Here is a 21,387-nt window from a genome sequence, read left to right on the forward strand (position 1 = left end):
ACTCTCTGGGGCTTTCCTCCGGGCTTTTCCCTTCGGTCTTGCGTTTCCGACTCTATCAGACTCTTTCGTGTCCGATTCCCGGTCGAAGCGGGGGTCGCTTTCCAGTTCTTCGCTTTCGCGTTTCCCTTTCCGGCGGCTCCAACCTTACCAGACTCTTTTTCGTTCCGTTTCCGGTTCGAATTTGAATTCTGATGGCCTTTGGAATGGCCTTGCCTTTCGGCGGCTCCGACTTTATCAGAGGTTCTGAGTCGGAATTCCCGCCCCCATCGGGGTGACCACGGCACACGAGTACGCGCGGTGGTTCCCGGTCAGGCGGAGCCGTAAACGTACTGGAGCGGGGCGCCCTGATGCAAATCGGGGGCCCCGCTCCGGAGTTCGCGCCTGTCGGGGTCAGACCTCGACGACGACCGGAAGGATCATCGGGCGTCGGCGGTAGGTGTCGGAGACCCACTTGCCCACCGTGCGGCGGACCAGCTGCTGGAGCTGGTGGGGCTCCAGCACACCGTCCTGGGCGGACCTGTTGATCGCTTCCTCGATCTTCGGCGCGACGGCGCTGAATGCCGAGTCGTCGATGCCGGAGCCGCGGGCATGGATGTCCGGCCCGCCCGTGATCTTGCCGGAGGAGCTGTCGACCACGATGAAGACGGAGATGATGCCCTCCTCACCGAGGATCCGGCGGTCCTTGAGGGAGGTCTCGGTGACGTCCCCGACCGAAAGGCCGTCGACGTACACGTAACCGGCCTGGACCTTGCCGACGATCTTGGCCTTGCCGTCGATGAGGTCGACGACGACGCCGTCCTCGGCGATGACGATGTGGTCCTTGGGGACACCGGTGAGGGCGCCCAGTTCTGCGTTGGCCCTGAGGTGGCGCCATTCGCCATGGACCGGCATCAGGTTCTTCGGCTTGCAGATGTTGTAGAAGTACAGCAGCTCACCTGCCGAGGCATGGCCCGAGACGTGGACCTTGGCGTTGCCCTTGTGGACCACGTTGGCGCCCCAGCGGGTCAGGCCGTTGATCACGCGGTAGACCGCGTTCTCGTTGCCCGGGATCAGGGACGACGCCAGGATCACCGTGTCGCCCTGGACGATCCGGATCTGGTGGTCGCGGTTGGCCATACGGGACAGTGCGGCCATCGGCTCGCCCTGGGATCCCGTACAGACCAGCACCACCTCGTCGTCCGGCAGGTCGTCCAGGGTCTTGACGTCGACCACCAGGCCGGCGGGGACCTTCAGATAACCCAGATCACGGGCGATGCCCATGTTGCGGACCATCGAGCGGCCGACGAAGGCGACCCGGCGGCCGTACTCGTGCGCCGCGTCGAGGATCTGCTGGATGCGGTGCACGTGGCTGGCGAAGCTCGCCACGATGATCCGCTTCTGGGCGTTGGCGAAGACCGTGCGCAGGACGTTGGAGATGTCCCGCTCGGGCGGTACGAAGCCGGGGACCTCCGCGTTGGTGGAGTCGGAGAGAAGAAGGTCGATGCCTTCCTCGCTCAGCCGGGCGAACGCGTGCAGGTCGGTGAGCCGGCCGTCCAGCGGGAGCTGGTCCATCTTGAAGTCACCGGTCGCGACGGCCATGCCCGCGGGCGTGCGGATGGCGACCGCGAGTGCGTCCGGGATGGAGTGGTTGACCGCGACGAACTCGCAGTCGAAGACTCCGATGCGCTCGCGCTGGCCCTCCGCGACTTCGAGGGTGTACGGGCGGATGCGGTGCTCCTGGAGCTTCGCCTCGATCAGCGCGAGGGTCAGCTTGGAGCCGATGAGGGGGATGTCGGGCTTCAGGCGCAGCAGGTACGGGACACCACCGATGTGGTCCTCGTGACCGTGTGTGAGGACGATGCCCTCGATGTCGTCGAGACGGTCCCGGATCGTGGTGAAGTCCGGCAGGATCAGGTCGATTCCGGGCTGCTCCTCCTCCGGGAACAGGACTCCGCAGTCGACGACGAGCAGGCGGCCGCCGTACTCGAAGACCGTCATGTTGCGGCCGATTTCGCCGAGGCCGCCGAGCGGGGTGACCCGGAGGCCGCCCTTCGGGAGCTTCGGCGGGGTGCCGAGTTCGGGATGCGGATGACTCAAAAGACTCTCCTTACCACACGCGCCACGTACCGCTTGGGCACGTGGCGCGCATGTCATTCGTGCACTTGCTGTTGTCTGTTGTTGTCGCTCTTGCGACTGTTCTTCGTCTATTCAGTTGTGAAGTCTGTGGTTACAGCTGTACCCCACCGGCGGCGAGATCGATCTTGAGCTGCGCCGTTTCCTGTGCGGTGAGTTCCACCAGTGGGAGACGCAGCGGGCCCGCGGGGAGGCCCTGGAGGGCCAGTGCGGCCTTGGTGGTGATCACGCCCTGGGTGCGGAACATGCCGGTGAAGACCGGCAGGAGCTTCTGGTGGATCTCCGTGGCCTTCTGGACGTCGCCGCCGAGGTACGCCTCGATGAGGGCGCGCAGGTCGGGGGTGACGACGTGGCCGACGACGGAGACGAAGCCGATGGCGCCGACCGAGAGGAGCGGCAGGTTCAGCATGTCGTCGCCGGAGTACCAGGCCAGGCCGGACCGGGTGATGGCCCAGCTTGCGCGGCCGAGGTCACCCTTGGCGTCCTTGTTGGCGACGATACGCGGGTGCTCGGCAAGCCGTACCAGCGTCTCCGTGTCGATCGGCACACCGCTGCGGCCGGGGATGTCGTAGAGCATCACCGGCAGCCCGGTGGCGTCGGCGATGGCCGTGAAGTGGCGGAAGATGCCTTCCTGCGGCGGCTTGTTGTAGTAGGGCGTCACCGCGAGGAGGCCGTGAGCGCCGGAGCGCTCGGCCGTGCGGGCGAGCTCGATGCTGTGCCGGGTGTCATTGGTGCCGATGCCGGCGACGACGTGGGCCCTGTCCCCCACTGCTTCCAGTACAGCCCTGACGAGCTGGTCTTTCTCCGCGTCGCTGGTGGTCGGGGACTCGCCGGTGGTGCCGTTGATGATCAGGCCGTCATTGCCTGCGTCCACCAGATGGGTGGCGAGCCGCTGGGCGCCGTCGAGGTCGAGTGCACCGTCCGCCGTGAAGGGCGTGACCATAGCGGTGAGGACCCGCCCGAAGGGGGTCTGCGGAGTGGAGATCGGAGCCATGGGTAACACGCTACTCGTTGCTCAGCGCCCAATGCCCCCTCGGGGGGACACGCAGTAGGAGCCCGGCACTGCCTGCTCGGGGGTTCAAGCAGTGCCGGGTCCGTTTGATCAGCCTAGATGAACTTCACGAAACGCCGCAATACGGACACCGCTTACGGGGCTACGCGTCCGTTTTTGTTGAAGGCTGCATGGGTGAGCGGCATGAGACGGGCCCAGTGCTCCTCCATCTGCTGGCCGACCATCTCGATCTCCCGCTGCGGGAAGGAGGGCACCTTGGCCAGCTCGTGCTGGGTGCGCAGGCCGAGGAAGTGCATCAGCGAGCGGGCGTTGCACGTGGCGTACATCGAGGAGAACAGGCCGACGGGGAGCACTGCGCGGGCGACTTCGCGGGCCACTCCTGCGGCGAGCATCTCCTGGTAGGCCTCGTACGCCTGGCGGTACGAGTCCTCCATGATGCGGCCGGTGAGCTCCTGCTGGGCCTGGGTGCCCTCGACGAACTCGTACTTCCCGGGGCGCCCCTGCTGGACGAGCTTGCGGGACTCCCCCGGGACGTAGAAGACCGGTTCCAGCTCCCTGTAGCGGCCCGATTCCTCGTTGTACGACCAGCCGACGCGGTGGCGCATGAACTCGCGGAACACGAAGATCGGGGCGCTGATGAAGAAGGTCATCGAGTTGTGCTCGAACGGGCTGCCGTGCCGGTCGCGCATCAGGAAGTTGATGAGCCCCTTGGAGCGCTCAGGGTCCTTGGTGACCTCCTCCAGGGACTGTTCGCCGGCCGTGGAGACACGGGCCGCGAACAGGACGTCGGAGTCGCCTGCGGCATGTTTCACCAGCTCAACGGTGACATCGCTGCGGAAGCTGGGCTTTGCGGGCTCTGGGGTCTCGGTCACCGGCGGGGTCCTTCCAATTGCGTCGCTCGGGCGGCGCCCACTCTACGGGCCGCCACTGACAACGAGGGCGGGAAGGGCCGTGCCGGGATTTCTTCGACGAATTCGGCGATTCGGGGCACCGAACGGGTCTGTCGTGCGTCTGACTCAATAGCAGCATCCGTACCAGGGTTCAAGGAGAGTTTCCTCATGTTCCGCCGGCGTGAATCCGTCCCGTTCTCGTTCGTAGCCGAGGCCGACCGATTCCGCAGTAACGTCACCCCGCCCCCGCGTGAGCGCACCAGCGTCTCGCAGCTGGCCGGCCGTTCCCTCATCGGGCTGACGGTCGTCGCAGGTCTCGTAGGGTCGCTGGTCCTCGGCCTGCCCGCTCTGAGCCCCGCCCAGGACCCGTCGCACTCCCAGCAGACGGAGGCCGCCCACGGGCACTGACTCGTACGGGCCCCCTGGGGTGGTCGGGCGGTGACCTCCTCGGTAGCCTCACCGGGCACAGCAATCGAGCGTGCTTGTGAGTGAGGATCAGTCGTGCCCCTGCCCTTTCTGACGGCCGACCGCGCGTTTGACGCGAGCGCTGAGGACATCGCGCTGCCGTTCGACGACCACGACAAGTGGCGGCGTCCGTACCGCCCCGGGCCCTGGCGGGTCGCGGCTGCGGCCTCCATGTTGCTGCTCGCGTCGTTCATCCTGCTCGCGGGGATGGTCATCGCGTTCGCCGGGGAGGTGCCGGGTGCCGGCGTGTGTCTGGGACTCGCGCTGGTGGTCATCGCCTGTGCCCTACGACTGCTGCGGCTCGGTGCCTGGGTGGGCAGGCACGGCGTGCGGCGGGTGGGCTTCTTCACGACGACGACCGTGCCGTGGAATCAGGTCACGGCCGTCCGTACCGTGCAGCAGCCGGTGAAGTGGCTCGGGTTTCCGCGCACGGTGCAGGGTCAGGCGCTGATCGTCGTGCAGCAGGGTGGCCAGGCGATTCCGCCCCTGCTCACCGACAGCAACGCCGATTTTCTGGCGCGGGGCGAGGCGTTCGACCGTGCCGCGGACACGGTCGAGGCGTGGGGGGACGAGTATCGGCGGCGCTGAGGGCGGCACGGTTACCGGGTCCGCCCGGTAACCGTGCCGTCCTCAGTCGCCGGACGGACTTGATCCGGCCGGTGCGACCTGTCCGGGGACGGGCCTCGTGTGCAGAGCGATGGCGCGTTGCATGGCCTTCCGGGCCCGAGGGGTGTCCCTGGCGTCCTGGTAGGCGACGGCCAGCCGGAACCAGCAGCGCCAGTCCTCGGGGGCGTCTTCGGTCTCCTCGCGGCGCCGTGCGAACACGGCGTCGGCCGAGGCGCGGTCGATGCGGCCGGACGGGGTACGGACCAGCTCGTCGACCGGAAGGCCGCCCTCCGCGTCGAGTTCCGCGGCCAGCGCGTTGGCCCGTGCCACGAACTGGGTGTTCTTCCAGAGGAACCAGACCCCGATCACCGGCAGGATCAGCACCGCGACCCCGAAGGTGACCGTCAGCAGGGTGCCGTGCTTGATGAGCAGGACGCCACGGCTGCCGACCAGGACGAAGTAGAAGACCAGGACGGCAGCGGTGACGAAGTAAGTGATCTTTGCGCGCATGGCGGGGACTCAGTCAGTTCAGGTCGAGGAAGTGTTCCAGGCCGAACGTCAGGCCGGGAGTGGTCACCACACGGCGTGCGCCGAGCAGGATGCCCGGCATGAAGCTGCTGTGGTGCAGGGAGTCGTGGCGGATGGTGAGGGTCTCCCCCTCGCCGCCGAGCAGCACTTCCTGGTGGGCGAGAAGACCGCGGAGCCGGACCGCGTGGACGGGGACCCCGTCGACGTCCGCGCCGCGGGCCCCGTCCAGGGCCGTCGTGGTGGCGTCCGGCTGCGGGGCGCAGCCGGCCTTCCGCCGGGCGTCGGCGATCAGCTGGGCGGTGCGGGTGGCGGTGCCCGAGGGGGCGTCGGCCTTGTTGGGGTGATGGAGTTCGATGACCTCGACGGACTCGAAGTAGCGGGCGGCCTGCTCCGCGAACTTCATCGTGAGGACGGCGCCGATGGAGAAGTTCGGCGCGATGAGCACACCGGTCTCCGGGGAGCCGGAGAGCCAGGTGTTCAGCTGCGCGAGCCGTTCGTCGGTCCAGCCCGTCGTACCGACGACGGCGTGGATGCCGTGCCGGACACAGAAGTCGAGGTTGCCCATCACCGACGCGGGGGTGGTGAGCTCGACGACGACCTGGGCGCCGGTTTCCGCCAGGGTCTCCAGCTTGTCGCCGCGGCCCAGGGTGGCCACCAGCTCCATGTCGTCGGCGGCCTCGACGGCTCGTGCCGCCTCGGATCCGATACGGCCCTTGGCGCCGAGAACGGCCACACGCAGCTTGCTCATTGCTCTGCTTCCTTACGGGTGGGTTAGGAGACCGCTTCGTCGAGGCGGTCGGCCTGCTTGTCCTTGAGCGGGCCGATGACGGAGAGCGAGGGGCGGTGTCCGAGGACCTCGCCCGCGACCGCGCGGACGTCGTCAGGGGTGACCTGCGCTATCCGGGCCAGCATGTCGTCGACCGACATCTGGTCGCCCCAGCACAGTTCGCTCTTGCCGATGCGGTTCATCAGCGCGCCGGTGTCCTCCAGGCCCAGGACCGTGGAGCCGGAGAGCTGCCCGATGGCGCGGCCGATCTCCTCGTCGCTCAGTCCTTCGGACGCTACCCGGTCGAGCTCGTCCCGGCAGATCTTGAGGACGTCGTGGACCTGGCTGGGCCGGCAGCCCGCGTACACGCCGAAGAGTCCGCAGTCGGCGAAGCCCGAGGTGTACGAGTAGACGCTGTAGGCGAGACCGCGCTTCTCCCGTACCTCCTGGAAGAGGCGTGAGCTCATGCCGCCGCCGAGGGCGGTGTTGAGGACGCCGAGCGCCCAGCGCCGGTCGTCGGTGCGGGCCAGGCCCGGCACGCCGAGGACGACATGGGCCTGCTCGGTCCGGCGGTTCAGCAGCTCGACGCGGCCCGCGGTGCGCACGGAGCGGGAGCCCGCGCGCGGGCCGACCGGGACGGCGTCGGTGCGGGACAGGGCGCCCGCACGCTCGAAGGCCCTGCGGACCTGGCGTACGACCGTGGCGTGGTCGATGTTGCCCGCGGCGGCGACGACCAGGTGTGTGGGGTCGTAGTGCTTCTTGTAGAAGCGGGTGATCCGGCCGCGGTCGAGCGCGTTGATGGTGTCGACGGTGCCGAGGACGGGGCGGCCGAGGGGGGTGTCGCCGAGCAGTGTGTGCGCGAACAGGTCATGCACGCAGTCGCCCGGGTCGTCCTCGGTCATGGCGATCTCTTCGAGGATGACGCCCCGCTCGGCGTCGACGTCCTCGGCGTTGATCAGCGAGCCGGTCAGCATGTCGCAGACGACGTCGATGGCCAGCGGCAGGTCGGTGTCGAGGACCCGCGCGTAGTAGCAGGTGTACTCCTTCGCCGTGAAGGCGTTCATCTCGCCGCCGACCGCGTCGATGGCGGCGGAGATGTCGAGGGCGCTGCGCTTGGCGGTGCCCTTGAAGAGGAGGTGTTCGAGGTAGTGCGTCGCGCCGTTCAGGGTGGGGGTCTCGTCGCGTGATCCGACGTTGGCCCAGATCCCGAAGGTGGCGGAGCGGACGGAGGGCAGGGTCTCGGTGACGACGCGGAGGCCGCCCGGAAGGACGGTGCGGCGGACCGTACCGATGCCGTTGGTGCCCTTGAGAAGCGTTTGGGTACGGGCGACGGCCCGCGCCTCGGAGGAGGCGCGGGCCGTCGTCACGGAACTACGGGACGTCACTTGGCGGCGTCGTCCTTCTTCTCGTCCTCTTCGCCCTCGATCACGGGGATGAGGGAGAGCTTGCCGCGGGAGTCGATCTCGGCGATCTCCACCTGGACCTTGGATCCGACCGCGAGCACGTCCTCGACGTTCTCCACGCGCTTGCCACCGGCGAGCTTGCGGATCTGCGAGATGTGCAGCAGGCCGTCCTTGCCCGGCATCAGGGAGACGAACGCACCGAAGGTGGTGGTCTTGACGACCGTACCCAGGTAGCGCTCGCCGACCTCCGGCATGGTCGGGTTGGCGATCGAGTTGATCGTGGCGCGGGCGGCCTCGGCCTGCGAACCCTGCTGGGCACCGATGTAGATGGTGCCGTCGTCCTCGATCGTGATGTCGGCGCCGGTGTCCTCCTGGATCTGGTTGATCATCTTGCCCTTGGGGCCGATGACCTCACCGATCTTGTCCACCGGAATCTTGACGGTGATGATCCGCGGGGCGTTCGGGGACATCTCGTCCGGGACGTCGATGGCCTCGTTCATCACATCGAGGATGTGGAGGCGGGCGTCGCGGGCCTGCTTCAGCGCGGCGGCCAGGACCGAGGCGGGGATGCCGTCGAGCTTGGTGTCGAGCTGGAGCGCGGTGACGAACTGCTTCGTACCGGCGACCTTGAAGTCCATGTCGCCGAAGGCGTCCTCCGCACCGAGGATGTCGGTGAGGGCGACGTAGTGGGTCTTGCCGTCGATCTCCTGGGAGATCAGGCCCATGGCGATACCGGCGACGGCGGCCTTGAGCGGCACACCGGCGTTCAGCAGCGACATGGTGGAGGCGCAGACCGAGCCCATGGACGTGGAGCCGTTGGAGCCCAGCGCCTCGGAGACCTGGCGGATCGCGTAGGGGAACTCCTCGCGCGTCGGCAGCACCGGCACGATGGCGCGCTCGGCGAGCGCACCATGGCCGATCTCGCGGCGCTTGGGCGAGCCCACGCGGCCGGTCTCACCGACGGAGTACGGCGGGAAGTTGTAGTTGTGCATGTAGCGCTTGCGGGTCACCGGGGAGAGGGTGTCCAGCTGCTGCTCCATGCGGAGCATGTTGAGGGTGGTGACGCCCAGGATCTGGGTCTCGCCGCGCTCGAACAGCGCCGAGCCGTGCACGCGCGGGATGGCCTCGACCTCGGCGGCGAGCGTACGGATGTCCGTGACGCCACGGCCGTCAATGCGGACCTTGTCCTTGATGACGCGCTCGCGGACCAGCTTCTTGGTCAGCGAACGGTACGCGGCGGAGATCTCCTTCTCGCGGCCTTCGAAGGCCGGGAGCAGCTTCTCGGCAGCGATCTCCTTGACGCGGTCCAGCTCGGCCTCGCGGTCCTGCTTGCCGGCGATCGTGAGCGCCTGGGCCAGCTCGGACGTCACGGCGGCGGCGAGCGCCTCGAAGACGTCGTCCTGGTAGTCCAGGAAGACCGGGAAGTCGCCGGTGGGCTTGGCGGCCTTGGCGGCGAGGTCCGACTGGGCCTTGCAGAGCGCCTTGATGAAGGGCTTCGCGGCTTCGAGACCGGCGGCGACGACCTCTTCGGTCGGGGCCTCGGCGCCGTCCTTGACGAGCTGGATGGTCTTCTCGGTGGCCTCGGCCTCGACCATCATGATCGCGACGTCGCCGTCCTCCAGGACGCGACCGGCGACGACCATGTCGAAGACGGCGTCCTCGAGCTCGGTGTGCGTCGGGAAGGCGACCCACTGGCCCTTGATCAGGGCGACACGGGTGCCGCCGACCGGGCCGGAGAAGGGCAGGCCGGCCAGCTGCGTGGAGCAGGAGGCGGCATTGATCGCGACCACGTCGTACAGGTGGTCGGGGTTGAGCGCCATGATCGTCTCGACGATCTGGATCTCGTTGCGCAGGCCCTTCTTGAAGGAGGGGCGCAGCGGGCGGTCGATCAGGCGGCAGGTGAGGATCGCGTCCTCGGAGGGCCGGCCCTCACGACGGAAGAAGGAGCCGGGGATCTTGCCGGCGGCGTACTGCCGCTCCTCGACGTCCACCGTGAGGGGGAAGAAGTCGAGCTGGTCCTTGGGCTTCTTGGACGCGGTGGTGGCCGACAGCACCATGGTGTCGTCGTCCAGGTACGCGACGGCGGAGCCGGCGGCCTGCTTGGCCAGGCGGCCCGTCTCGAAGCGGATGGTGCGGGTGCCGAAGGTTCCGTTGTCGATAACGGCCTCGGCGTAGTGGGTCTCGTTCTCCACTAGCGTTTTCTCCGATACATATCGTCTTCTCGCCCCCACGCCCGTGTGGCGGGGGACGGTAGCGGAGAAGCCCTCCATCGGCGGGCCGGTCTTCGATCGAAGCACCCGGGTCGATGAGTCCGGGGGCCACTACCGAGGACCGGCGGCGGGGAGGTCTGCTTCTCGCTCGTCCGTGGTTCGTTCTGCAGGTCGTTCTGCGACCAGGTTACTGAGATTCGGCTCAGCTTGGCATTCCGGTCATGCGGGCGGGCCCGTCACGTCCGTACATGCGTACATACGCACAATCGTACGTACAACAAAGGGAGCGGCCCCCTCAGTAGTGGGAACCGCTCCCTTCACGGCGTATTACTTGGCGCCGCCGGCCGCACCGCGGCGGATGCCGAGGCGGTCGACCAGGGCACGGAAGCGCTGGATGTCCTTCTTGGCCAGGTACTGCAGAAGGCGGCGACGCTGGCCGACCAGGATCAGCAGACCACGGCGGGAGTGGTGGTCGTGCTTGTGGGTCTTGAGGTGTTCCGTCAGGTCCGAGATGCGGCGGGAGAGCATCGCGACCTGGACCTCGGGGGAGCCGGTGTCGCCCTCCTTCTGGGCGAACTCGGACATGATCTGCTTCTTCGTAGCGGCGTCGAGCGGCACGCGTACTCCTCTTTGATGTTCGATGCGTCCACGAGTGCCCCTGGTCTTGATCGCAGGGGTTCTTCCGTTACTCGGGGGCGAAGGTCCGATGAGCGCAGCTCCCAGGATGATCCGGGAGCGCGTACACAAACGGCCGTCACCCAGCGTACCAGTCCGGCGGAGCCGGTTTGGTCGAGGGTGATGTGACCCCGGCGAGTCCGATTGCCGCTTTGTCCTCAAGCGCCGGACGGGCTTGATATGGCCTGGCTGAGCTCGGGTTCTGCCGGCAGTGCTTGGGTTTGGTCCGGCTGGGCGCGGCTTGGACGGGTGGGCCCGCGGGGTCAGCTGGTGAGAGCGCGGATCGAGTGATAGAGGTCGAAAACGGCCAGGCACAGGGGGATCAGCGTCAGGAGCACACACGCTTCGGCGATCTCCAGGAAGCGCCCCCAGAACGGGGTGACTCCCTTGCGCGGCACGATCAGCCCTATGGCGGTGATCAGGGCGGCGGCGCCCGCAACGGCTGCGGCGAGCCAGATCGTACGGATGTCGAGCGCGGTGCTGTCCCCCGCGACGGCCTCGCGCAGTATGTCGACCGGCGGATTGAGCGACAGGCCGAGGCCCAGGAGCACGAGAGCGCCGAGACCCGCCGCCAGCGCGCAGCCGACCTGCGCCGTGTAACGGAACAGGTGGGAACGCATCAGCATGGCGACTCCGGTGGTGAGCGCCAGCAGCTGGCCCCAGATGCTGTCCGAGAATCCCAGGACGGCTGCGGCGCCCACGGCCACCAGTGCGCATCCGCCGACCAGGCCGACGAGCAGTTCGTGGCCGCGCCGCGCCTGGGCGGCGATGCGGTCGGCGTCGACGGGGCCCTGCGGCGCCGGCTCGGACGTCCCGTAGTCACCGGCGGTGGTACGGGGCGGCTCGAAGCCGATGGGAAGGCGGGCGAAGCGGGTGGAGAGACCGGGCAGGAAGGCCAGGACACCCACGGAGAGCGGGGCGCACACCGCAGCGGTCTCCGCAGGCGCCATGCCGGTCATGATCGCGACGAAGGTCACCAGCAGGCCGATGGCGGCTGCGAACACGAACGCGACGAAGACACCGTCCCCGCCCGGAGCGGCGATCATGAGGATCACCGCCGCGACCAGCACGGCGGCGCAGGCGAGCAGGAACTGGAGCTTGCCGATGCCCTCTCCCTCGCCGAGCGGCAACAGCCCGGCACCGGAGACCGCGGCGTTCGCGAGCGCACCGATCCCCAGAGCCGTGGACGATCCCCGGTCGTCGTACACGCGCGCACGTACGCAGGCGAGCGCGAGAGCGAGTACGGCGATGATCGCGGCAAGGACGCCCGGCAGGCCGTGCATGTCGTGCCGGGGGCCGGAGGTCCACAGCACGAAACCGAGCAGGACCAGCAGGAGCGACCCTCCGAAGAGCCCGGCTCCGCGCATGAGGCTGTCGCCCCAGAGGGTGCGGTCCCGGGCGACGGCGGAGGCGACTGCGTCGGAGACGTCGTCGAAGACCGCGGGGGGCAGCGACTCGGAGAAGGGGCGCAGGGACAGCAGTTCGCCGTCGAGGATGCGCTGACCGGCCAGGGTGCGCCCGCTGTCGAGGACGGTGCCGTCGCGGCGTACCAGGTGATAGCCGACCGGAGCGCCCTGGGCGGGACTCTGCCCCGACAGCCGGAGGATCTCCGGGTACAGGTCGGCGACCGGGATGTCCTCGGGCAGCGCCACGTCGACGCGGCTGTCGGGCGCGACGACCGTGACCCGGCAGAAACCGGTTCCGTTGCCGGCCGGAACTCCGGGACCCGGCCGACCTTGTCCGGTGGCCGCCGCTTGGGCCGTCATAGTCACCTGCTGCTCCCCCACATCGTTCTCCTGAAACAACCCCGGGATCGCGGGCCTCGCTCGCGCCCCGAATGACCGTTTCCTTGCGGTAGTTAGCGAATGCTTACACGCGTCGCGACACCCTATCGCTCCGGGGTCATCTCGTACGCCAGTAGGATCCTCCCGCGGATGGAGCCCGTCGCCACGGGGGCGCCGATACGAACAGTTCTGTCCGGCAAGGGAATTGGTGAGCTGTGAGCCAGATTGTCGTCAAGCGCCCACCGCGGGCCCTGCCCTCCGAAGTGCCGGATGAGCAGGTGCAGTTGCAACCTCCGCCGGAACTGCCTCGTGGTCAGCAGGAGGGGGTGATGATGCAGCTTCTGCCGATGCTCGGCATGGGTGGTTCCGTCGTCTTCTTCTTCATGACCCCGAACCCGATCATGCGGATCATGGGCGTGATCATGATCGCGTCAACAGTCGCCATGGCCGTGGCGATGATGGTCCGTTTCCGGCGGGGCACCCAGGGGCAGCTCGCCGACATGCGGCGTGACTATCTGAAGTATCTGACGCAAACCAGACGCGCCGTGCTGAAGACAGCCCGCAAACAACGCGACGCACAGTTCTATCTCCACCCGTCCCCGGACCAGTTGTGGGCGCTTGTCGCCGAGGGCAGCCGAGTGTGGGAGCGCCGCGTCGGTGACGCCGACTTCGCACAGGTACGCATCGGTCTGGGCAGTCAGGAACTCGCCACGCCGCTCATCGCGCCCGAGACCGCGCCGGTCGATGAGCTGGAGCCGCTGACCGCGGGAGCGATGCAGCAGTTCCTGACGACCCACAGCACGCTGGACGGCCTGCCGATGGCGGTCTCGCTGCGCGCCTTCTACCACCTGACGATCAGCGGCGAAGCGGAGTCCGTCCGTTCCACGGCCCGTGCGATGGTCGGTGCGCTCGCCTCGCTGCACTCCCCCGAGGACCTGATCATCGCCGTCGCGACGGACCGGGACGCCGCCCCGCGCTGGGAATGGGCGAAGTGGCTTCCGCACGTCCAGGCCCCGGACCTCATCGACGGTGCCGGTGGCCGCCGTCTGATCACCACGAGCATCGCGGAGTTGGAGGAAATGCTCGCGGGCCGGCTCGACGGCCGACCGCGTTTCCAGCCCGATGGCCAGCCGCTCATGGACCAGTCTCATGTCGTCGTCGTGCTCGACGGCCAGTCCGTATCGCCGGTGTCGGCGCTCGCTGCCGCCGAGGGCCTCCAGGGCGTGACGGTCGTCGAGGTCGTACCGGGTGAGGTCAACGGGGCGCGCGGCGGCCTGTCCGTCGTGGTGCACCCCCATTCGCTGCGGCTGGAGTCCGGGCACGGGCTGGTCTACGACGGCCTTCCCGACCTGCTCAGTTATGAGGCCGCCGAAGCACTGGCCCGGCAACTTGCGCCGCTCCATGTGGCCTCGGGCGGGGACGACGACGAGCCCCTGCTCGCCAATCTCGAATTCACCGATCTGCTGAACCTCGGTGACGCGGCCTCGATCGACGTCAGCAGGACCTGGCGGGCCCGCTCCCAGGCGGAACGGCTGCGCGTCCCGATCGGCGTCGGCGAGGACGGCGCCCCGGTGATGCTGGACCTCAAGGAAGCGGCGCAGGAGGGCATGGGGCCGCATGGCCTGTGCGTCGGCGCCACCGGCTCCGGCAAGTCCGAACTGCTGCGTACGCTCGTACTCGGCCTGGCCGTCACCCACACCTCGGAGACGCTCAACTTCGTCCTCGCGGACTTCAAGGGCGGTGCCACCTTCGCCGGTATGGCACAGATGCCCCACGTCGCAGCGGTGATCACCAACCTCGCGGACGATCTGACGCTGGTGGACCGCATGGGTGACTCCATCAGCGGTGAGCTCAACCGGCGCCAGGAGATGCTGCGCGACGCGGGCAACTACGCCAACATCCATGACTACGAGAAGGCGCGTGCCGCGGGCGCCCCGCTGCAGCCCATTCCCTCACTCGTTCTGGTCATCGACGAGTTCAGTGAACTGCTGACCGCCAAACCCGACTTCATCGAGATGTTCGTGCAGATCGGGCGTATCGGCCGTTCGCTGGGCGTCCATCTGCTGCTGGCCTCGCAGCGCTTGGAGGAGGGCCGGCTGCGCGGTCTGGAGACCTATCTGTCCTACCGGGTCGGCCTGCGCACGTTCTCGGCGGGCGAGTCCCGGGCGGCACTGGGTGTGCCCGATGCCTACCACCTGCCCAACGTCCCCGGTTCCGGCTACCTGAAGTACGGCACGGACGAGATGGTGCGCTTCAAGGCCGCGTACGTCTCCGGGGTGTACCGCTCGGGCGCCCAGCCGGCCGTATCCTCCGGCCCCCTGCCGGTGGACCGCAGGCCGGTGGTGTTCACGGCGGCTCCGGTGCCGGTGCAGTACGTCCAGCCGAGCCCGCGGACCGGGGCCTTGGTGCCCGACGCGCGTACACCGGAGGACGACGCCCTGGCGGACACGGTGCTCGATGTGATCGTGCGCAGGCTGGAGGGCCGGGGGGCCTCCGCGCACCAGGTGTGGCTCCCTCCGCTGGACAACCCGCCGTCGCTGGACGAGCTGCTTCCGGGGCTCTCCGCGGTCGAGGGCCGTGGGCTGACCCAGCCCGGATTCGAGGGTTCGGGCCGGCTCGTCGTACCGCTCGGCGTGGTCGACAAGCCGTACGAGCAGCGGCGCGACACCCTCTACCGGGACTTCTCCGGCGCCGCGGGCCACATGCAGATCACCGGTGGTCCGCAGTCCGGCAAGTCCACGCTGCTGCGCACACTCATCGCGGGCTTCGCGCTCACCCACACGCCCCAGGAGGTCCAGTTCTACGGACTCGACTTCGGTGGCGGCGGCATGGCCTCCGTCTCCGGTCTGCCGCACGTCGGCGGGATCGCCTCCCGGCTCGACCCGGAGCGGGTACGGCGCACGGTCTCCGAGGTGTACGGAATCATGGCGCGGCGCGAGGAGTACTTCCGCAGCGCGGGCATCGACTCCATCGCCACCTTCCGCAGGCTGCGGGCGCGCGGCGACATCTCGGTCACGGACCAGCCGTGGGGCGACGTCTTCCTGATCATCGACGGCTGGGGCAACTTCCGTACGGACTACGAGGGTCTGGAACCGGCGGCCGTGGACATCGCGGCGCGCGGCCTCGGATACGGCATCCACCTGATCGTCACGGCGTCGCGCTCCATGGAGGTCCGGGCCAACCTCAAGGACCACCTGATGAACCGGCTCGAACTGCGGCTCGGCGACGTCATGGATTCCGAACTGGACCGCAAGGCCGCGGTCAACGTGCCGCCCGGCGTGCCCGGTCGTGGTCTCACGCCGGAGAAGCTGCACTTCATGGCCGCGGTACCGCGGATCGACGGCATCAACTCCGACAGCGACCTCTCCGAGGCAACGGCGGCCATGAACCAGGAGGTCGCCCGGCACTGGACCGCGGCTCCCGCCCCGGCGGTCCGGCTGCTGCCCCGGGAACTCCCGGTGCACGAACTGCCCGCCGGCTACGCGCATCCGGAGCGGGGCATCGCGTTCGGCATCGACGAGAGCAACCTGGAGCCGGTCTTCCTCGACTTCGAGCGCGACCCGTTCTTCCTGGTGTTCGGCGAGAGCGAGTCCGGCAAGTCCAATCTGCTGCGGCTGCTCATCAAGCAGTTGACCGAGAGGTACGACGGGAACGTCTGCAAGTTCTTCGTCATCGACAACCGGCGAGCGCTCCTGGACGTCACCCCTGCGACGCACCTGGCGGAGTACGTGCCCATGTCCAACAACATGGAGCACCACATGGACGCGCTGTACGACCTGATGAAGCGCCGTACGCCGTCGCCCGACGTCACGGCGCAGGAACTGCGCGAACGCAGCTGGTGGAGCGGCCCGACGGTGTACGTGGTCGTCGACGACTACGACCTGGTCTCCACATCCAGCGGGAACCCGCTGGCCAAGCTCACGGAGATGCTGCCGTTCTCACGTGACGTCGGCGTCCGGTTCATCATCGCCCGTAGCACGGCGGGGGCCGGACGGGCCCTGTACGAGCCGTTCATGCAGCGCATCATGGAGCTGGGCGCGCAGGGTCTGATGCTCTCGGGCGACCCCGTCGAGGGGGACGTCCTCGGCAACGTACGACCGCGCCCGATGCCCCCGGGGCGCGGGGTCTTCGTCACCCGGCGGCGCGGGAATCCGCTGGTGCAGTCGGGGCTCATGGACGGGGAGCGGTAGGGCTGCCTGCGGGGCGGTGGGTGGGTCGGTACGACCGGTCGCGCCCGCCCCGCGCTCCCCTCCTCTGGCGCCGGCAGGCGGCCGCTGATGCGGCTGCCGCTCACAGGACAGAAGAGATTCCGAAAGTCCGGTACTCCGGGCGCACACCGAAGGGTTCCGCGCATGGCATGGGCCGAGTGGGAGCAGCTGAAGGCCGATGCGGCCGACGGGAACAGCACGCAGATGCAGCTCAACACAGCCGGACCTGCGGGGAGCGACAGCAAGCAGGGCGACCTGAAGGTCGATCAGCAGGACCTGGCCGCTGTCGGCGACAGCGCCTTCAGACTGTTCGAGGACCTTGCGCAGCACGGCCGGGACGCGTGGTCCAGCAGTCAGACTGCCGCAAGGGATCTCACCTCCCAGGAGTTCGAGCTCGGTGGTGGCCTCGACCAGGTGCAGAAGAAGTGGGAGAAGCAACTGCAGTCGCTAGTGGATGCCTGCGCCCACATCTCGAATCACATGGACTACACCAAGAAGGCGCACCGGGGCGACGAATATTTCATCGCGTCCACCGTCAGTAGCATCTCGACGCTGGACAAGGGCTTCGACGAGGGGACCAAGGCCTGATGGACATCGAGGCACTGCGCCACGGCAACTTCGCATCGCTCGGGACCGCGGTCGAGGACTGGACCGGAATGATCACGCACCTCACGGCGATGGAGAAGACCGCGCGGGACGATCTGATGGCCAGAGCGAACAGGGCGAACTGGGCGGGCGTCAATGCCACCGTCTCGCGGGAGTTCATCAACAGGACGGCAGGAGAGTTCGCCGATGCCGTCACCCAGGCCACCAGCATCCGGAACATTCTCCGCGATACCCGTAGCGAGCTCATCAGTTACCGCGACGAGCTCAATCGGGTGATTGACCGGGGTTGGGACAAGCATCTCTCGGTCGTCGGCACGAAGGGCGGCGGCTTCACCGTCTTCGTGAACGTCCACCCCGAGCCCGCCGGCAGCAAGGAGGCGATGAAGCTACTGCGGGACGATCTTCAGGAGATCCTCAACAAGGCCACCGAGAGTGACAGCACCGCCGCCCAGGTGTTGAAGGCCATCGCCAACCATGCCGAGTACGGCTTCTCCGACACTTCCTACAAGGACCGCGATACCGCTGCCGACGCCCTGCAGGCCGCGAAGGACATGGCGAAGATCGTGAAGAAGGATCCCGAGAACCGCACCGCCGAGGACCTCGCCAGGCTCAACACGTACCTGAAGAAATACCACGACGACCCGCTCTTCTCTGAGCAGTTCGCTCTTTCGGCCGAGCCGAAGGACACGCTGCAGTTCTGGGCGGAGGTCACCGACCGGTATGCAGGGGTCAAGGGAGCCGAACTGGAGGGGCTCAAGGATCTCCAGAAGAACCTGAGTCTGACGCTGGCCTCGGCCACGTACTCCGATTCCGCTCAGATGAAGGAGTGGAAGCATGGCCTGATCAATGAAGGCAACACCGACTTCAGGGCCGACCCGACAAATCCGCTGAAGGGTCCGATCGGGGCCATCGGGTTCCAGGTCATCAGCAGTTTGATGGGCCACGGCAAGTACGACAGCGAATTCCTCGACGACTACGGCAAGAAGCTACTCAAGTCGGACATGGCTCCGGCGGGCAGTGTCGGAATGAACACCAAGGACGTCTGGACGGTTCCGGACCAGTCGGCGGACCTAATATTCGGGGACGGCAACGGGCACGACCCGGTGACCGGCTTCATGGACGCTCTTTCTCACAACGCCGAAGCGGCCACGAACACCTTCGACGACAAGGCAGTCCTTGACCATGTACTCCAGAGCACCAGGTACACGGACAGGGGGGAGTCGGTAGGGCACGCGCTCGAAGCGGCCGTTACGAGTGTGTCATTCGGCGAGGTGCCGACCGAACCGGCGCCGCACACCAAGACGCAGGTCGAGATCATGAAAAACGTTATGAACGCTGTTGCGCAGCCCGGTAATGGGACCGATCTCGTGGACTCTGCCATTGGCGCGAGTTTTGGGCATATGGCTTCTGCCTATATGCCTGAGATCAGCCAAGCTCTGACAGGGAAAGGGTCCGACTCGGTCTTCCTTTCCGGTAGTGCCGATCCGTCCGGGTTGAAAAAGGTGGATAGTGAGAGATTTTTGTACGAGGTTGCCCGTGATAAAGATGGGAGGGCTGCGATCCGATTGGGCGAGACGATTTACACCAGTAGCCTCCTAGAGGCTCATGTCTCGGATCCTTCTCTTTTTGATGGAGATCCGAACGTTGCGATCAAGGCGGTCGCCACCAATGCCGGACTCATTGAGGGAATCGTGGGTCACTCGGTTGCCGACGCCGCGATTGCGGGAACGCTGGAATCCGAAAAAAGTGAGAAAGAGGCTCTCAAGGGTCAGGGTGACTTCTACAAAGCCATCGCTTCTGCCGGCGTTGGAGTGGGGGCTGTGGCGCTGGCACCTCAGAACCTGTCGGGCGCAATGGTGGGAGCGGCAGGCGGCGGTTTCTTCGGTGGAATCATCGGCATGGCGGTCGATCGGCTGATGGACGGACGTGAAGAGGAGACCGCACTCGACGCTTCCCTGTACGCATCAGGGAAGGGGCTTGCTCACGCGCAGGATTCAGCCGTAGTGCAAACACAGAATTCAGCACGTGATGCAATTTCTGCGCATGAATCAAAGCTGCCTGGTGATTCTACAGATATGTTGATTCTGGAAGGAATCAATGCCGGCTGGACGCGGAGTGACCAAGTTTTGGAGGACAGTCATGTCCGCCCCAGTTCGTGAGAGTGAAGATGGGGTTGCCGCAATGGGGATCGAGAAAAGGATGGCCATTCAGGCCGTTCTGGGTCTGACTGTTCTGGCCGTGGCCATTTTCGGCTATGTGGAGGTTTTCACCAAGGGGGTTGACCGCTTGCCCGCCAAGGTGTGTTCGGGCGCGGTTGATCGAGAGATAGTGGCCAAAATTCTTCCGAGCACGATGACAGCTCATGAACGCGCAAGGACGGTTGATCCATTCGGGGAGAGCTTCGTCTTCTCCTGCAATGTCAAGACTCGCAGTCAGGACTCAATTGTTTCCGGCGATGGATTGGTGCATGACGCCTCCTTCGATGATTGGCGAGAAGGTTACGGCCATGGTCGGGATAAAGGGACGTTCGAGGTGCGAGCGGGAGGCGTCAGTGTGATTGCATCCCCGGATGATGTTTCCATGTACGTCCCTTGTACGCCGCCCGGAAAGAAGCCCGAAGAAGCGCGAAATGCCTATGCGTTGATCGTGGAGTCCAGGGCAATCGGCGAAACCCGGGCAACCGGAATGGAGTTGCGGCAGGCGGTCACCGACTTTTCCTATCAGCTACTGAAGTACAACTATAAAATTCAGCAGTGCCAGGAAGCCCAAGAGCTTCCCGACAAGCTGCCCCGCTTCAAGTGATCCACGGCCGGGCAGGGCGCAGGGCGTGTTCCGTTCGAGGACGGGCCGGTGGGGTTCGCCTTAGGTTGGTGACGTTCGGCAAAACGGGCGGCGTGAAGATCCGAGTAGCCGGGGGAATCTCACCCCCCGGCTACTCGGATCCGTACAGGGGCTGGGTGCGGTGGGCGACTTCAACGCCATGGTCAGTGCAGGCTGCGTGGCCCCGACGGCGGACCACCTCGTCGTGCAGATCACCATCAGCCGTCAGTCGGGCCACGTCGCCGAACGCCGCAAGCACATCAAGGCCTTCACTCTTCACTTCGTACCAACAGTGAAGAAGGCTCTCCGCTGCACGGCCTGACACCCACGCCCATAACCGTCTCTCCCGGCAGACAGCTATGGGCAGGGGCCATTACGGAGAAGCCCTGTCCCCTGTGCTATGCGCTGGTGACCCGGTCAGCTTTGATCGACGCGAGCAGTGCGGACAAGCCGACGCTGCTGGCGATGAGTATGACGTTTGGCTCGTCGCTCTCGCGCAGTCAGAACGTGCCATCAGACGCGCCGGCGATATTGACACAATTCGCACCCTCGGTGCTGTACGAGGACTTCTGCCAGTTGTACTCGGACATGAAATGGCCTCTCAGGGACTTCTAGCGATCTTATGGACGAAGTCCCGGCTTTTGCGCGGGGTTGAGCGCGCAGCTCTCCATGCGGTCCAGGACGGATCTATAGCGTGCAAGGTGTGCCTCAGCATCGAGGAAATCACAACCGTGATCGGAATCCAGCACAACGGTGTCCAACTGCGGCACCGGCCCTGCGACGTACGTGATCGGCTGCCCAGCAGCGGGGAAGTCCTGGCGCTGGAAGGGAATCACTCGGATCGTGACGTTGTCCTGCTCCATCATTGCGGCCATGTGAAGCAACTGCGCTCGAGTGACCTCAGGTCCACCGAACCGCATACGCAGCGCTGCTTCATGAACGATGGCAGTGTAGGAAGTGTGACCTCCCGGAAGAGCACCTCTGAGGAAGTCCGTCCCCAACTGCCACGTGGCGCAGAACGTCACAAATGCCGCGGCCTCAGGACACCCGGTAGCCTCCTGTGCGTCCCGCGTCAGTGCGCTGGAGCAGAAGCCGAACGAAACCATGAACAACGAAGACCCGTCCCGCCCGCCCAAGCGGCGCCGCGTGGTCATCGTCAACGATGAAGACGACGTACTACTCCGTCTTTTCGGTCACCACCCCGGCCACCGTCGCCCGTACCGTGATCCGCGAAGCGGACGACCTCGACGGGGACTTCGCCGACGACAAGCTCGAGAGGTAACTGCGCACCGACCTCGGGCC

The 21,387-nt window shown here is 66.7% G+C and carries 18 protein-coding genes; 7 read left to right on the plus strand and 11 right to left on the minus strand.

What is annotated here, in order from left to right; translation table 11 throughout:
• Positions 1-390: 390 nt before the first annotated feature.
• The 3 genes from ACFVV1_RS37325 to thyX form a co-directional block, all read right to left on the minus strand.
• Positions 391-2,076, minus strand: coding sequence for a ribonuclease J (locus tag ACFVV1_RS37325; RefSeq protein ID WP_389999052.1), 1,686 nt, complete (start codon positions 2,074-2,076; stop codon positions 391-393).
• A 130-nt stretch (positions 2,077-2,206) separates the two neighbouring features.
• On the minus strand, positions 2,207-3,106 hold the full coding sequence (dapA, locus tag ACFVV1_RS37330) for a 4-hydroxy-tetrahydrodipicolinate synthase (protein ID WP_389999055.1): 900 nt from the start codon (positions 3,104-3,106) through the stop codon (positions 2,207-2,209).
• A gap of 152 nt (positions 3,107-3,258) precedes the next feature.
• A complete protein-coding gene (gene thyX, locus ACFVV1_RS37335; protein WP_266749048.1) occupies positions 3,259-3,996 on the minus strand; it encodes an FAD-dependent thymidylate synthase in 738 nt (245 codons plus the stop codon).
• A gap of 186 nt (positions 3,997-4,182) precedes the next feature.
• Between thyX and ACFVV1_RS37340 the strand changes: the two genes are divergently transcribed.
• Positions 4,183-4,422: a hypothetical protein gene (locus tag ACFVV1_RS37340; protein WP_389999059.1), complete on the plus strand. Its 240-nt coding sequence runs from the start codon at positions 4,183-4,185 to the stop codon at positions 4,420-4,422.
• Between the two features lie 93 nt (positions 4,423-4,515).
• The gene (locus ACFVV1_RS37345; RefSeq protein WP_389999062.1) at positions 4,516-5,067 is read left to right on the plus strand and encodes a hypothetical protein; all 552 of its coding nucleotides are present in this window, start codon (positions 4,516-4,518) and stop codon (positions 5,065-5,067) included.
• Between the two features lie 42 nt (positions 5,068-5,109).
• Here the strand turns inward: ACFVV1_RS37345 and ACFVV1_RS37350 are convergent, their stop codons facing one another.
• The 6 genes from ACFVV1_RS37350 to eccD form a co-directional block, all read right to left on the minus strand.
• Positions 5,110-5,595 (minus strand): hypothetical protein, encoded by a 486-nt coding sequence (locus ACFVV1_RS37350; RefSeq protein WP_389999065.1) that lies wholly within the window; start codon positions 5,593-5,595, stop codon positions 5,110-5,112.
• A 13-nt stretch (positions 5,596-5,608) separates the two neighbouring features.
• On the minus strand, positions 5,609-6,361 hold the full coding sequence (gene dapB, locus ACFVV1_RS37355) for a 4-hydroxy-tetrahydrodipicolinate reductase (RefSeq protein WP_389999068.1): 753 nt from the start codon (positions 6,359-6,361) through the stop codon (positions 5,609-5,611).
• Between the two features lie 23 nt (positions 6,362-6,384).
• Positions 6,385-7,764 carry a M16 family metallopeptidase gene (locus ACFVV1_RS37360; RefSeq protein ID WP_389999071.1) on the minus strand — a complete coding sequence of 460 codons (1,380 nt, stop codon included), beginning with the start codon at positions 7,762-7,764 and terminating at the stop codon, positions 6,385-6,387.
• Complete coding sequence (locus tag ACFVV1_RS37365; RefSeq protein WP_389999073.1) at positions 7,761-9,974, minus strand: polyribonucleotide nucleotidyltransferase; 2,214 nt, start codon at positions 9,972-9,974, stop codon at positions 7,761-7,763. The genes ACFVV1_RS37360 and ACFVV1_RS37365 overlap by 4 nt, the downstream gene beginning before the upstream one ends.
• 345 nt (positions 9,975-10,319) lie before the next feature.
• Complete coding sequence (gene rpsO / locus ACFVV1_RS37370) at positions 10,320-10,610, minus strand: 30S ribosomal protein S15 (RefSeq protein ID WP_003965855.1); 291 nt, start codon at positions 10,608-10,610, stop codon at positions 10,320-10,322.
• 320 nt (positions 10,611-10,930) lie between these two features.
• Positions 10,931-12,433, minus strand: a complete 1,503-nt coding sequence (gene eccD, locus ACFVV1_RS37375) for a type VII secretion integral membrane protein EccD (RefSeq protein ID WP_389999188.1) — start codon at positions 12,431-12,433, stop codon at positions 10,931-10,933.
• A gap of 233 nt (positions 12,434-12,666) precedes the next feature.
• On the opposite strand from eccD, the gene eccCa reads away from it, so the two are divergent.
• From eccCa to ACFVV1_RS37400, 5 genes are all read left to right on the plus strand, one after another.
• Positions 12,667-16,641, plus strand: coding sequence for a type VII secretion protein EccCa (eccCa, locus tag ACFVV1_RS37380; protein WP_389999075.1), 3,975 nt, complete (start codon positions 12,667-12,669; stop codon positions 16,639-16,641).
• Positions 16,642-16,803: 162 nt separating this feature from the next.
• Positions 16,804-17,247, plus strand: coding sequence for a hypothetical protein (locus ACFVV1_RS37385; protein ID WP_389999078.1), 444 nt, complete (start codon positions 16,804-16,806; stop codon positions 17,245-17,247).
• Positions 17,247-19,424, plus strand: a complete 2,178-nt coding sequence (locus ACFVV1_RS37390; protein ID WP_389999081.1) for a hypothetical protein — start codon at positions 17,247-17,249, stop codon at positions 19,422-19,424. Before ACFVV1_RS37385 ends, ACFVV1_RS37390 begins: the two co-directional genes overlap by 1 nt.
• Positions 19,405-20,067 (plus strand): hypothetical protein, encoded by a 663-nt coding sequence (locus ACFVV1_RS37395; RefSeq protein WP_389999084.1) that lies wholly within the window; start codon positions 19,405-19,407, stop codon positions 20,065-20,067. The genes ACFVV1_RS37390 and ACFVV1_RS37395 overlap by 20 nt, the downstream gene beginning before the upstream one ends.
• 160 nt (positions 20,068-20,227) lie before the next feature.
• Positions 20,228-20,407, plus strand: a complete 180-nt coding sequence (locus ACFVV1_RS37400; RefSeq protein WP_389999087.1) for a hypothetical protein — start codon at positions 20,228-20,230, stop codon at positions 20,405-20,407.
• 178 nt (positions 20,408-20,585) lie between these two features.
• Here the strand turns inward: ACFVV1_RS37400 and ACFVV1_RS37405 are convergent, their stop codons facing one another.
• Both ACFVV1_RS37405 and ACFVV1_RS37410 read right to left on the minus strand, forming a co-directional pair.
• Complete coding sequence (locus tag ACFVV1_RS37405; RefSeq protein WP_389999090.1) at positions 20,586-20,675, minus strand: DUF397 domain-containing protein; 90 nt, start codon at positions 20,673-20,675, stop codon at positions 20,586-20,588.
• 30 nt (positions 20,676-20,705) lie between these two features.
• Positions 20,706-21,239, minus strand: coding sequence for a DUF5753 domain-containing protein (locus tag ACFVV1_RS37410; protein WP_389999191.1), 534 nt, complete (start codon positions 21,237-21,239; stop codon positions 20,706-20,708).
• Between the last annotated feature and the right edge of the window lie 148 nt (positions 21,240-21,387).

The sequence above is a fragment of the Streptomyces sp. NPDC058092 genome, from assembly GCF_042884935.1.
Classification (GTDB): Bacteria; Actinomycetota; Actinomycetes; order Streptomycetales; family Streptomycetaceae; genus Streptomyces.

Coding starts and splice junctions, on each gene's coding strand:
- dapB (WP_389999068.1), bottom strand. CDS start 6,361: ATGAGCAAGCTGCGTGTGGCCGTTCTCGGCGCCAAGGGCCGTATCGGA.
- dapA (WP_389999055.1), bottom strand. CDS start 3,106: ATGGCTCCGATCTCCACTCCGCAGACCCCCTTCGGGCGGGTCCTCACC.
- ACFVV1_RS37340 (WP_389999059.1), top strand. CDS start 4,183: ATGTTCCGCCGGCGTGAATCCGTCCCGTTCTCGTTCGTAGCCGAGGCC.
- eccD (WP_389999188.1), bottom strand. CDS start 12,433: ATGACGGCCCAAGCGGCGGCCACCGGACAAGGTCGGCCGGGTCCCGGA.
- ACFVV1_RS37405 (WP_389999090.1), bottom strand. CDS start 20,675: ATGTCCGAGTACAACTGGCAGAAGTCCTCGTACAGCACCGAGGGTGCG.
- ACFVV1_RS37350 (WP_389999065.1), bottom strand. CDS start 5,595: ATGCGCGCAAAGATCACTTACTTCGTCACCGCTGCCGTCCTGGTCTTC.
- ACFVV1_RS37390 (WP_389999081.1), top strand. CDS start 17,247: ATGGACATCGAGGCACTGCGCCACGGCAACTTCGCATCGCTCGGGACC.
- ACFVV1_RS37395 (WP_389999084.1), top strand. CDS start 19,405: ATGTCCGCCCCAGTTCGTGAGAGTGAAGATGGGGTTGCCGCAATGGGG.
- ACFVV1_RS37410 (WP_389999191.1), bottom strand. CDS start 21,239: ATGACCACGCGGCGCCGCTTGGGCGGGCGGGACGGGTCTTCGTTGTTC.
- ACFVV1_RS37385 (WP_389999078.1), top strand. CDS start 16,804: ATGGCATGGGCCGAGTGGGAGCAGCTGAAGGCCGATGCGGCCGACGGG.